This is a genomic window from Variovorax sp. LjRoot130 (genome assembly GCF_964253755.1).
Classification (GTDB): Bacteria; Pseudomonadota; Gammaproteobacteria; order Burkholderiales; family Burkholderiaceae_C; genus Variovorax.
Genome location: NZ_CAXURM020000001.1, coordinates 1,780,687 through 1,792,529, shown reverse-complemented (window position 1 = coordinate 1,792,529; position 11,843 = coordinate 1,780,687). Strand labels below are relative to the sequence as shown.

At 66.3% G+C, this 11,843-nt stretch carries 12 protein-coding genes and 2 pseudogenes; 12 read left to right on the top strand and 2 right to left on the bottom strand.

Annotated features, from left to right (window positions below; translation table 11 throughout):
• The first annotated feature begins 96 nt into the window (after window positions 1-96).
• Window positions 97-813: a c-type cytochrome gene (locus ACSQ86_RS09085; protein WP_436303395.1), complete on the top strand. Its 717-nt coding sequence runs from the start codon at window positions 97-99 to the stop codon at window positions 811-813.
• A gap of 2 nt (window positions 814-815) precedes the next feature.
• Window positions 816-2,084: a c-type cytochrome gene (locus ACSQ86_RS09080; protein ID WP_436308779.1), complete on the top strand. Its 1,269-nt coding sequence runs from the start codon at window positions 816-818 to the stop codon at window positions 2,082-2,084.
• A 75-nt stretch (window positions 2,085-2,159) separates the two neighbouring features.
• Here the strand turns inward: ACSQ86_RS09080 and ACSQ86_RS09075 are convergent, their stop codons facing one another.
• Window positions 2,160-3,032, bottom strand: coding sequence for a JmjC domain-containing protein (locus tag ACSQ86_RS09075; RefSeq protein WP_436308778.1), 873 nt, complete (start codon window positions 3,030-3,032; stop codon window positions 2,160-2,162).
• Window positions 3,033-3,328: 296 nt separating this feature from the next.
• On the opposite strand from ACSQ86_RS09075, the gene ACSQ86_RS09070 reads away from it, so the two are divergent.
• The 8 genes and pseudogenes from ACSQ86_RS09070 to ACSQ86_RS09035 all read left to right on the top strand — a co-directional run bounded on the left by ACSQ86_RS09070 (window position 3,329) and on the right by ACSQ86_RS09035 (window position 9,502).
• Window positions 3,329-5,563, top strand: a complete 2,235-nt coding sequence (locus ACSQ86_RS09070) for a heavy metal translocating P-type ATPase (protein ID WP_436308777.1) — start codon at window positions 3,329-3,331, stop codon at window positions 5,561-5,563.
• Window positions 5,563-6,042 carry a Cu(I)-responsive transcriptional regulator gene (gene cueR / locus ACSQ86_RS09065; protein ID WP_436308776.1) on the top strand — a complete coding sequence of 160 codons (480 nt, stop codon included), beginning with the start codon at window positions 5,563-5,565 and terminating at the stop codon, window positions 6,040-6,042. The genes ACSQ86_RS09070 and cueR (ACSQ86_RS09065) overlap by 1 nt, the downstream gene beginning before the upstream one ends.
• Before the next feature lie 88 nt (window positions 6,043-6,130).
• Window positions 6,131-7,051: a F510_1955 family glycosylhydrolase gene (locus ACSQ86_RS09060; protein ID WP_093102150.1), complete on the top strand. Its 921-nt coding sequence runs from the start codon at window positions 6,131-6,133 to the stop codon at window positions 7,049-7,051.
• Between the two features lie 232 nt (window positions 7,052-7,283).
• Window positions 7,284-7,748, top strand: a complete 465-nt coding sequence (cueR, locus tag ACSQ86_RS09055; protein ID WP_436308775.1) for a Cu(I)-responsive transcriptional regulator — start codon at window positions 7,284-7,286, stop codon at window positions 7,746-7,748.
• Between the two features lie 35 nt (window positions 7,749-7,783).
• Window positions 7,784-8,059 (top strand): annotated as a pseudogene (locus ACSQ86_RS09050) (heavy metal-binding domain-containing protein); the annotation flags it as partial.
• Between the two features lie 3 nt (window positions 8,060-8,062).
• Window positions 8,063-8,623 (top strand): annotated as a pseudogene (locus tag ACSQ86_RS09045) (HAD-IC family P-type ATPase); the annotation flags it as partial.
• Window positions 8,624-8,663: 40 nt separating this feature from the next.
• Window positions 8,664-9,134, top strand: coding sequence for a DUF411 domain-containing protein (locus tag ACSQ86_RS09040; protein WP_436303385.1), 471 nt, complete (start codon window positions 8,664-8,666; stop codon window positions 9,132-9,134).
• The gene (locus tag ACSQ86_RS09035) at window positions 9,131-9,502 is read left to right on the top strand and encodes a copper-binding protein (RefSeq protein ID WP_436303384.1); all 372 of its coding nucleotides are present in this window, start codon (window positions 9,131-9,133) and stop codon (window positions 9,500-9,502) included. The genes ACSQ86_RS09040 and ACSQ86_RS09035 overlap by 4 nt, the downstream gene beginning before the upstream one ends.
• Window positions 9,503-9,554: 52 nt before the next feature.
• Here the strand turns inward: ACSQ86_RS09035 and ACSQ86_RS09030 are convergent, their stop codons facing one another.
• On the bottom strand, window positions 9,555-9,842 hold the full coding sequence (locus ACSQ86_RS09030; protein WP_436303383.1) for a hypothetical protein: 288 nt from the start codon (window positions 9,840-9,842) through the stop codon (window positions 9,555-9,557).
• Window positions 9,843-10,090: 248 nt separating this feature from the next.
• On the opposite strand from ACSQ86_RS09030, the gene ACSQ86_RS09025 reads away from it, so the two are divergent.
• Together ACSQ86_RS09025 and ACSQ86_RS09020 are read left to right on the top strand one after the other, a co-directional pair.
• Entirely contained in the window at window positions 10,091-10,411 is a 321-nt protein-coding gene (locus tag ACSQ86_RS09025; RefSeq protein WP_436308774.1) for a hypothetical protein, read from the top strand.
• Window positions 10,408-11,829 (top strand): TolC family protein, encoded by a 1,422-nt coding sequence (locus tag ACSQ86_RS09020; RefSeq protein WP_436303381.1) that lies wholly within the window; start codon window positions 10,408-10,410, stop codon window positions 11,827-11,829. Before ACSQ86_RS09025 ends, ACSQ86_RS09020 begins: the two co-directional genes overlap by 4 nt.
• Window positions 11,830-11,843 lie beyond the last annotated feature (14 nt).

Genomic DNA, 11,843 nt, shown 5'->3' with positions numbered 1-11,843 from the left:
ACTGTAGCGCCCTGCGACTGCAAACTGATCCGGTCGCCGGAGCGCGCACTGAGCCTGTTCTCCCGGTGGCCATGCGGGGAGAATCGCGCGCAACCCATGAACATCCCACGCTACTGGCGCGCCTTGCTGTTCGCCGCCTGCAGTCTCGCGCCGCTGCCGCCTGCCGCCGCCGCGACACCCACCCGCGTCCCCGACACCATCGAGCAGCGCGTGGCAGCCTGCATTGCCTGCCACGGCCGCGAAGGCGCCAGCACCAACGCGGGCTACTTCCCGCGCCTGGCCGGCAAGCCCGAGGGCTACCTCTACAACCAGCTGCTGAGCTTTCGCGACGGCCGGCGCTTCAACAGCGACATGGTCCACATGGTGCGTCACCTCTCGGATGCCTACCTGCGCGAGATCGCAGGCTACTTCGCCGGGCTCGACCTGCCCTATCCACCCGTGCCGACCCGCTCCGACGCGTCGGAGCAAAGCCTGCAGCACGGCAAGACCCTCGCCCTCCAGGGCGATGCGCGGCGCGGCATTCCGGCCTGCGCGCAATGCCATGGCGAAGCGCTCACCGGTGTGGCGCCCGCCATTCCCTCGCTGCTCGGCCTGCCTCGCCTTTACCTCGCGTCGCAGCTCGGCGACTGGCTCAACAACGGCCGCCATGCGCTGCCGCCCGATTGCATGGCCAAGGTGGGACGCAAGCTGAACCCGGCCGACATCAACGCGGTGGCGAGCTGGCTGGCCCTGCAGCCGGTGCCGGCGAATCCCAAGCCCGCATCCGCGCTGCCGGGACCCCTGCCGATCCCTTGCAGCGCGATGGGGCCCTAGCCATGCGACGCCTCCTCTACGCGCTGCTTGGGGTACTCGCGCTGCTGGTGCTGGCCGCGCTTGCGATCGTCGCGTTCAACCTGCGCGGCGAAGACAAGCTGCCCGACGTCCCTGCAGCCTTCAGTGCCACGCCGGCCCAGGTCGAACGCGGCCGCTATCTCGCGCTGGCCGGGAACTGCGCCGGCTGCCACACGACGCGCGGCGGCGCGCCCTATGCCGGCGGGCTCGGCATCGACACGCCCTTCGGCACCGTGCACGCAAGCAACCTCACGCCCGACGAAAGCGCCGGCATCGGCAGCTGGAGCGCGGCGCATTTCTGGCGCGCCATGCACAACGGACGTTCGAAGGACGGACGCCTGCTGTACCCGGCCTTCCCCTATCCGAACTTCACGCGCGTGTCGCGCGAGGATTCGGACGCGATCTACGCCTACCTGCGGACCGTGCCGCCCGCGCCGGCGCCGAACACGCCGCACAAGCTGCGCTTTCCCTACGACACGCAAGCGGCACTCGCGGTGTGGCGCGCGCTCTTCTTCTCGCCCGGCGGCTTCGTTCCCGATCCGGCGAAGCCGGCCGAATGGAACCGCGGCGCCTACCTGGTCGACGGCCTCGGCCACTGCATCGCCTGCCACGGCACGCGCAACGTGCTGGGCGCCACCGAGGAGAAGCTGGGCCTCGCGGGCGGCCCGGTCGAGAACTGGTATGCGCCTTCGCTGAACTCGAAGCGCGAGGCCGGCGTGGCCGACTGGGACACGCAGCACGTGGTCGCCCTGCTCAAGAACGGCACTTCGCCGCGCGGCTCGGTCATGGGGCCGATGGCCGACGTGGTGTACCGCAGCACCCAGCACCTGAGCGAGGCCGATCTGCAGGCGATGGCGGTGTTCCTGAAGCAGTTGCCCGAACGCGCGCCGACTGCTGCAGCGACAGCGACAGCGCCCGCGCGCCGCGATGCCGGCGTGATGGCGCGCGGCGCCAAGATCTACGACCAGCAATGCGCCTACTGCCATGGCGACGCGGGCCAAGGCGCCGAGGGTGCCTACCCGGCTCTGGCGGGCAGCCGCACGGTCAAGATGGATTCAACGGTCAACCTGGTGCAGGCACTGCGCCACGGCGGTTTCCTGCCCTCCACCGCCGGCAATCCACGGCCCTACGGCATGCCGCCCTTCGGCCATGTGCTCGACGACGACGGCATCGCCGCCGTGCTGACCTACATCCGCGGCTCGTGGGGCAACAACGCGCCGCCGGTCACGCGGCGGGAAACGATGCGCCGCTGAGGCTTCGCGCTCAGTAGTTGTTCATCGGGCAGGCCCGACCCTGGCGCATGAAGCATGGGGGGCGGGTAGTGCTTCTTAGTAGGAGCCCGGCGGCGGCGCCGTCGACAGCTTGAAGCGCGCGGCCGGCCCGATCCTCTTGACGATCGAAGATCGCGCCGCACCGATCAGCCGGCCCACGGGCGCCTTGAGTGCGTCCGCCGCGGGCGACTCGCCGGGGTAGGCGGGCGAGAGGCCGCACCTGCGCAAGACCCGGTTCACTTGGTGGACGCGAGCGGTCATGCGCGTGACCGAGGTGTAGAAGGTCACGCCGACCGAGATCGACACGCGGTCACCCGGGGAGGTCCAGGCGGTATCGGAACTCGTCATGTGCGGCGAGGTGCTCGGGAAATAGACGCCGTCTCCCGGACGGGCGTTGAACTCGTGGCTGAGAGGCCTGAACTCCTCCTTGAAGCGCACCTTCCTGAGCGAATGGGTGACGATGAAATCCTCCACCGCCTCGGCCGGCACGATGCTGCGATCCGCATGGTCCCAGACGTACAGCGTCTTGCGCCCATGCAACTGCAGCCAGAAGTTGTTCTCGCGATCGATGTGGAAGGGCGTCACCGAGGGCGGCACCGTGATGAAGACGAAGCCGTTCACCCGAAAGATGTCCGGCTGCTCGCGTTCCACATAGAAGCGCATGGTGTCGACGATATCGAACAGCAAGGCCTGGTAGCGCGGAATGACTTCGATGTTGTAGAGGGCGAGCCACGAATTCAGCTCTTCGATGCGCTCGAAACACTCGTCGATGCTGCGCCCGTCCGGATGCAGGCTGTCGTGCGCGATCTTGGAAGCCGGGGTGATGTCCGGCCGCATGAACCGGCACTGGCTGAACGGGACGAGCTCCTTGGCGAGCTTCGCGAGTTCGCGCATCTGAAACAGAGGATGCTCGTGCAGGTTGTGATGCAACGTAGCAATCCTGTAGGTCGAAAAACTTGCAGGGTCATCCATCCACAGCCTATGGGTTGCAGAGGACGGCATGGCAATCGCGGTGCAATCTCCCATCGCATCTCCCCGGCGCGCTTCGTCGCGTCTAATACTTTCGTTTACCTTTCCACAGCCAGATTAAACGGCAGCCGGCGAGAACGGACCACCCGTAGACCGCGCACGGAACAAGGTTGTCCCGTGAGATCATTTGACTCTCCCATCATGGGAAGGTTGAAGCTCCTTGCCAGCTGCAACACCGTCTGGAAATAGGAGAGTTCATGAACGACAGCCTGGCGCTACGGCCGCCCGCATCGAGCCACGACGCCGGCGAGCAGACGCTGAGTCTGCAGATCGAGGGCATGACCTGCGCATCCTGCGTCTCGCGCGTCGAGAAGGCGCTGGCCAAAGTGCCGGGCGTGGCTTCCGCGACGGTGAACCTGGCCACAGAGAAGGCAGAGGTCGCGTTCGCCGACCGCTCGCTCGACGTGCACAGCCTGATCGCCGCCGTTCAGAAGGCGGGCTATGCCGCGCACGAGGTCGAGGAGGAGGCGCCCGTTGCGCCGGCCACGGTCGCTCGCCGCTGGCCCGACTGGTGGCCGGTCGCGGTGGCGGCCCTGCTCTCGGCGCCGCTGATGCTGCCGATGTTGGGCCTCCTGTTCGGCAGCGCGTGGATGCTCGACGGCTGGCTGCAGCTCGCGCTGGCGACACCGGTGCAGTTCTGGCTCGGAGCGCGCTTCTACCGCGCCGGATGGAAAGCCCTGAAGGCTGGCGCCGGCAACATGGATCTGCTGGTGGCCCTCGGCACCACGGCCGGCTACGGGCTGAGCGTCTACCTGCTCTATACCCATGCGGGCCACGGCATGCCGCCGCATCTGTACTTCGAGGCCTCGGCGGTGGTGATCACGCTGGTGCTTCTGGGCAAGTGGCTGGAGACGCGGGCCAAGCGCCAGACCACCGAGGCGATCCGCGCCTTGAATGCATTGCGTCCGGAGCGCGCCCGCGTGCGCCGCAACGGCGTGGACCGGGACGTCGCGCTCGGGCAGGTCCAGGTCGGCGACCTGGTGGTCGTGCGGCCCGGCGAGCGCGTGCCGGTGGACGGCCTCGTGGCCGAGGGCGCGAGCGAGGTCGACGAGTCGCTGATCACCGGCGAAAGCCTGCCGGTCGCCAAACAGGTGGACGACGCGGTGACCGGCGGTGCCGTCAACGGCCAGGGCCTGCTCGTCGTCCGGACCACCGCGGTGGGCGCGGAATCGACGCTCGCGCGCATCGTGCGGCTGGTCGAATCCGCGCAAGCGAAGAAGGCGCCGATCCAGCGCCTGGTCGACCGGGTCAGCAGCGTCTTCGTGCCGATCGTCATCGGCATCGCGCTCGTGACCGTGCTCGGCTGGGGCTTGGGCACGGGCGACTGGGAAGCCGCGATCCTCAATGCGGTGGCCGTGCTCGTGATCGCCTGCCCCTGCGCGCTGGGTCTGGCGACGCCGACCGCGATCATGGCCGGCACCGGCGTGGCCGCGCGCCACGGGGTGCTGATCAAGGACGCCGAGGCGCTCGAAGTGGCGCACAGCGTGAAGATCGTTGCCTTCGACAAGACGGGCACGCTGACCGAAGGTCGGCCGGAACTGGCGGCCTTCGAAGCGGTGGACGGCGATGCAACCGCCCTGCTGCGCGCAAGCGCAGCCATCCAGGCGGGCAGCGAGCATCCGCTGGCGCGCGCGGTGCTCGCGCGAGCGCAGCAGATGGGCCTCGCGATCCCGCGCGCCGGCGAAGTGCGCGCCGCGGCCGGGCGCGGCATGGCGGCCACGGTCGAGGGCCGCGCGCTGCGTCTGGGCAGCACGCGTTTCATGCGCGAGCTCTCGGTGCCGCTGGGCAAGCTCGACGCGCGCGCCTCGCAGCTGCAGGCCGAAGGCCGCACCGTGTCCTGGCTGGCCGACGTCAGCGAAGGTCCGAAGCTGATCGGCCTCCTTGCCTTCGGCGATGCGCCGAAGGCGAATGCCGCGGCCGCCATCGAACAACTGCACGCGCAGGGCATCCGCACGGCGCTGGTCACCGGCGACAACCGCGGCAGCGCCGAGGCGGTGGCGAAGCTGCTGAAGATCGACACCGTGCGCGCCGAGGTGCTGCCCGAAGACAAGGCCGCCGTGGTCGCGCAGCTCAAGGCCGAGGGCCAGCGCGTTGCGATGGTGGGCGACGGCATCAACGATGCGCCGGCGCTGGCCGCGGCCGACGTCGGCATCGCGATGTCCACCGGCACCGACGTCGCGATGCATGCGGCCGGCATCACGCTGATGCGCGGCGACCCGGCGCTGGTGAGCGACGCGATCGACATCTCGCGCCGCACCTACGCCAAGATCCGGCAGAACCTGTTCTGGGCCTTCGTCTACAACGTGGTCGGCATCCCGCTCGCGGCCTTCGGCCTGCTGAGCCCGGTGATCGCCGGCGCGGCGATGGCCTTCAGCAGCGTGAGCGTGGTGAGCAATGCGCTGCTCCTGCGGCGCTGGAAAGGAGGTGCGTGATGAGCAGTACTTTTGCGGGGCCGTTCAACATCGGCGATGCAGCCACCCGCTCGGGGGTCAACGCCAAGATGATCCGGCACTACGAATCTCTCGGCCTGTTGCCCAAGATCAGCCGGACGGACTCGGGCTACCGCCAGTACACCGGGAACGATGTGCACACGCTGCGCTTCATCCGGCGAGGGCGCACGCTCGGCTTCAGCATGGCCGAGATTGCCGAGCTGCTGAAGCTGTGGCAGAACAAGCGCCGTGCAAGCGCTGACGTCAAGCGCATCGCGCTCGCACATGCGGAAGATCTCGGCCGGCGCATCGAAGAGATGGAAAGCATGAAGCGCACGCTGGAGCGGCTGGCGGATTGCTGTCAGGGAAACGAGCGGCCAGACTGTCCGATCATTGACGAGCTCGCCGACCTCACCGGATTTGCGGGCCGCCATCCTGTTGCTGCCAAGCGCCAAATCTTGCAGGTGGACTCGACAGTCTAGGTGCCGGATCAAGAAGCTGGTTTGCGTGGCGAGGAACTGTTCTACCTGCCGATACACAAATCATCATGACGAGGACCGGAGGCCTCAGATGATTCGTGCGAGCCTCGCCCAACGACAGACTCTCCACGCCTGGATGCTCGCATGCGCACTTGGCGTCCTCGCGGCGCCGCCGGTTCGCGCCGGCCAACCGGTGACCCTGACTCACGTCCACGGGCTGTCCTATAGCGCTGACGGAAAGCAGCTCCTGATCCCCAGCCACCATGGCCTTGCCGTGTACGCGGACGGGCATTGGTCCAAGGCGGAGGGGCCGGCGCACGACTACATGGGCTTCTCCGCCACGCGCGATGCGCTGTACAGCAGCGGGCACCCGGCGCCGGGTTCCGAGCTGACCGATCCCTTTGGCCTGATCAAGAGCAGCGACGGCGGCAAAACCTGGCAGCAGCTCGGGCTCACGGGCGAGTCGGACTTCCACATACTGGCAACCAGCTTCGCGACCAACGCCGTGTACGTGGCCAACAAAGAGGCAAACACCCGCATGAGCCAAGTCGGCATCTACCACACGCGGACCGACGGCCTCAGGTGGCGACGCGCCGCGGCCAAGGGACTGGGGCGCTGGCTCCATAGCCTGGCCGTGCATCCCACCAACGCTGCCGTCGTCGCCGCGGGCACGGACGAGGGACTCTATCTGTCCCGGAATTCGGCGGAGAGCTTCGAGCGGCTGGTCGGCGGCATGGTGACTGCCGAAAGCTTCGATCTGGATGGGCAGCACTTGTGGTTCAGTACCTATGCCGACAAGGCGGTGCTGGCGAGGATCGTATTGAAGGCCAGGGCCAAGGCCGAAGAGGTGCCGATCCCAGCGCCGACAGACGATGCTGTGGCGTACATCGCGCAGAACCCTGTTCGGCGCGAAGAGATCGCGATCGCCACCTTCAAGCGAAGCGTGTTTCTCAGCAAGGACCAGGGTCGGACCTGGACGCAGATCGCGAAGGGCGGAACGACCCATGAGTGACTCACATGTGTCGGGGCATGTTGATGCATCTGCGGCAGCAAGCGGAAGCATCCTGAAATTGCCGCTCAAGTAGTCCCCAAGGCCTGCTTAACCCTGAAAAAAGGTGGGGTTCGTACATGTCGGATTGACCTTCCCATGATGGGAGAGTTGATATTTCCTGAATCGGAAATCTAAAGACAGGAGATGTCGATGAGCAACAGCATGCGTCGCGGCGCTGGAAAGGAGGTGCGTGATGTGCAGCACCTTTGATGGGCCGTTCAATATCGGTCAGGCATCCGCCCGTTGCGGGGTCAATGCCAAGATGATCCGTCACTACGAATCGCTTGGACTGTTGTCCAAGGTCGGCAGCACGGACTCGGGCTATCGCCAGTACACCGAGAAGGATGTGCACATGCTGCGGTTCATTCGGCGCGGACGCTCTTTCGACTTCAGCATGGCCGAGATTTCTGAGCTGTTGAAGCTGTGGCGGAACAAGCGCCGCGCAAGCTCCGACGTCAAACGCATTGCTCTGACGCATGCCGACGACCTCAGCCGGCGTATCGAAGAGATGGAAAGCATGAAGCGCACGCTGGAGCGGCTGGCGGACTGCTGCCAGGGAGACCAGCGGCCGGACTGCCCCATCATCGACGAACTCGCCGAGCTCAGCGGGTTCGCAGACTGCCATCACAGGTCCAAGGCTCAAGTCCTAGCGACCTAGCCTGCGGCCGATACCAGAAGCCTGTTGACCTTCCTATGGTTGGAGGGTCGAGACTGACAATACAAGAGGTCTCAATGAATCCACATTCCCGCCATCCGACCGCGCCCATCGCGACTCCCGAGGAAGCTTCGCACGGACAACACGATCATCGAGACCACGGTGCTGATGGCCGGGATGCCGGAGGTGGGTCTGGTGGTCACCGCGGCGCTGCGATAAAGACGGGCGGCGGTGCGAACGTCGAGTACACCTGCCCCATGCACCCACAGGTTCGTCAGATGGGGCCTGGAAGCTGCCCTATCTGTGGAATGGCGCTCGAGCCGGTCGTCGCGACCGAGGCGACCGCCATTGCGGCGCTGCGTGCGGAAGGCATACGGGTAGTCATGCTCACGGGTGACGGGCGAATCACTGCGCAAGCCGTCGCGCGCCAGCTCGGCATCGACGAGGTGATCGCAGACGTTCTCCCGCAGGACAAGTCGTCGGTCGTCCAGCGCTTGAAGACCGAAGGCCGCACCGTGGCCATGGCTGGCGATGGCGTCAACGACGCCCCTGCACTGGCCGCGGCGGACGTCGGCATCGCGATGGGAACCGGCACCGACGTGGCGATGGAGAGCTCAGGCGTGACGCTGCTACACGGCGACCTCATGGGCATCGCGCGGGCCCGTCGCCTGTCACAGGCGACGATGAAGAACATCCGAACCAATCTCTTCTTCGCCTTCGTCTACAACGCGGCCGGCATACCGCTCGCGGCGGGCGTGCTCTACCCGTTCTTCGGCATACTCCTGTCGCCGGTGATTGCGGCGGCTGCGATGGCGCTGTCTTCTGTCAGCGTCATTGCCAACTCGCTGCGTCTGCGCACAAGCAGAGTGATCGACTAAACCGCTGGCGCCACCGAGCAAGCGCACTCGAAGGACTCACATGAAAAGACGTTCATTCCTCTTCACAATCGGAGCGACCCCCTTCCTGCAGCCAGGCCAGTCCCTTGCAGCTGCTCCGATCCAGGTCTACAAGAACCCGGAGTGCGGTTGCTGCAGCGCTTGGGTCGACCATTTGAAGGCCGCCGGTTTTTCCGTGCGGGTGACGGAAACTCCGGACATGTCCAGCATCCGCAGGCGCTTCGGAATGCCGGAGCGCTTGGCAGGTTGCCATACCGCGACGCTGGAGGGCTATGTCCTGGAAGGTCATGTGCCCGCGGCCGATATCAAGCGCCTGATGGCGACGAAGCCGCAAGCCGTCGGCCTCGCTGTACCTGGCATGCCCGTTGGTTCGCCTGGCATGGAGTACGGCAACCGCCGCGAGCCCTACAAGGTGCTGCTCATTGATCGCCGAGGCCGGGATAGCGTCTTTGCCAGTTACCCGGGCAGTTCAACCGTTGGAGGCGCAGGATGAGATTCGCTTCTTTCCTGGCTCTCGGCCTGGTGCTCACGGCCGCCGGCGCCCAGACGCAGACATCCCCGAATGCGATGTCAGTGACCAAGCAATCGGCCAAGCCCGGTCAGACTGCCTCGCTCCCGCTGACGGACGCCATTGTCGAACGCGTCCTTCGTGAATCCGGTGAAATCGTCTTGGAGCATGAGGATTTGCCCAATCTCGCGATGCCTGCGATGACCATGGCTTTCGACGTCGGAAACAAGAAGATGCTCGATGCGGTAAAGCCCGGCGACAAGGTGCGCTTTCAGGCGGAAATCGTGAAAGGTAGGCCAACCATCACACACATGGAACTTGCTAACAAACCCGCGCGTGCACGCGGTCGGTAGCCAGTATCTGGCTTAGGTGAATAGCCAAACCCCTGACAAGCCCACTACAATTTCAGCGATGGTCAGCTTTCGCGCAATCCTGCTGTGGCTCATGATGCTCGCAGTGCCCTTTCAGGGCTACGCGGCTGCGGCCATGGCGTTTTGCGCACCTGAGCCGGCGCAGATGAGTGCCGGCGTGGTGCACGATCACAGCCAGCGCGACCATGCCTCGCCGCAAGGCGTCGAGCATCATCACGTGAATGTGAGCGGCGACGATGGCGAGGACCATCACGTCGCTCAGAGCGCGCAGGACGACCAGTCCGATGCGTTCCACAAATGTGGCAACTGCGCGGCGTGTCATTCGGTCGCGATGATGCCGACGCTCGGGACATCCCTTCTTCACGGTCTCCCGCAGGCCGACCTTGCAGAGCCTTTTCACGCGATGGCGACTGTCTCGCCCAGCGTTCCTCACAAACCTCCTCGCGCGTAACCGCGTCCAGCGTCCGGCAGCTCGGCTGCCGGCGCGCGGACGCGCATGCATCGCTCGTGTCGTCACGCCCTTCGCGGGCTCGCTGACGACATGCCGTTCATGAACATCGCGAGGATCCCATGTTCACTTTCTTGCCGGCCCGATGGCTGGCTGCCTTGCCCGCCCTGGCTGCTCTTGCAGCGGGCGCTCAGACCAGCCCTGCGCCAAACACCGCGGCCGCCACCGAAGCCGCGGCACCGCTTTCTTTCCGCTCGGCCATGGAGGGCTACAAGCCTTTCGCCGAAGAAAAGCCCATTCCCTGGAAGGAGGCCAACGAGACCGTTTATCAACGCGGAGGCTGGCGCGCCTACGCCAAGGAGGGTGCCGGCGAAACCGATGACCCGCACGCCGGGCATTCGATGTCCACGCCGATGGCAGCACCCCCGAAGGAAAAGCCGTGAGGCGAACGCTGCAGATTGCCTCGATCGCACTCGCCGCTGCATTCCTCGCCGGCTGTGCTTCCGTTGGAATCGACGATGCGCTGAAGGAGACGAATTCCTCCGCCTCGCAGTTCACCGGGGGGAAACTCGAACTGAGTCGAACCAGGGAGCAGCGGGAGGCCCGCACGGCGCTTTCCGAGGAGTTGCTCGGCAAGCCGCTTTCTCAGGATGATGCAGTCCGCCTGGCACTTGCGAACAGTCCTGCAGTCCAGGCGCTCATCGCGCAAAGCTGGGCCGACATTGCTGCGGCCAACCAGACGAGCCGGCTGACCAACCCCGTGTTCAGCTTCGAGCGCATGCGCCTCGGCGACGAGCTCGAGATCGGGCGCTTGCTGTCTTTCGGACTGGTCGATCTCATCCTGCTGCCCCAGCGGCTTTCGATTTCCCGAAGCCAGGCCGCGCAAGCGCAAGTGCAGTTGAGCGGCACGGTGGTGGACCAGGTCACGCAGGTGCGGCAAGCCTGGGTGCGTGCCGTGGCGGCCCAGCAGTCGCTGCAGTATGCAGAGCAGGTCAAGGAGTCGGCCGAGGCCAGCGCCGAACTCGCACGGCGCATGCAGCTCGTCGGCAATTTCAGCAAGCTGCAGCGCGCACGCCAGCAGGTGTTCTATGCAGACGCCACGACGCAGCTTGCATCGGCGCGACACGCGGCTACGGCCGCGCGTGAAGAGCTGGTCCGCGCCCTTGGCCTGGACGATGCCCAGGCGGCCAAGCTGAAGCTGCCTGAGCGCCTGCCGGATCTGCCCAAGGCACCTCGCGAAGCACGCGACGTGGCTGCGACCGCCAGCGAGCAACGCCTGGATGTGCAGCAAGCCCGAGCGCAACTCGACGTCGCCGGGAAGTCGCAGGGCATCAACCTGCTGTCGACCTTCATCGACGTGGAGGCCGGCATCCGGCGGGACACGGTGTTCGACAACGCGGCGGGCACCCGAGGGACGCGGCGCGGTTTCGAGCTCGACATCCGGCTGCCGCTCTTCGACTGGGGATCCGCCCAGCGCAACGCGCTGAACGCCCAGGCGCTCGCTGCGGCCAACCGCTACGACGCCACCGTGCGCGGCGCGACCTCGCAGCTGCGCGAAGGCTATTCCGCCTATCGCACGGCCTACGACATCGCGCGCCACTACCGCGACGAGATCGTGCCGCTGCGCCAGGCCATGGCCGACGAGAACGTGCTTCGCTACAACGGGATGCTGATCGGCGTCTTCGAACTGCTGGCCGAGGCCCGCGACCAGATCGCGAGCGTGAACAACGCCATCAACGCGCAGCAGCAGTTCTGGCTGGCGGACGCAGCGCTTGCGGCGTCCGTGATCGGCAAGCCCTCGGCCATGACGGCACCGACGGCCAGCGCAGGCGCACCGCCTGCGGCCGCTGCCGCTCACTGAGCGGCGCTCCTTCT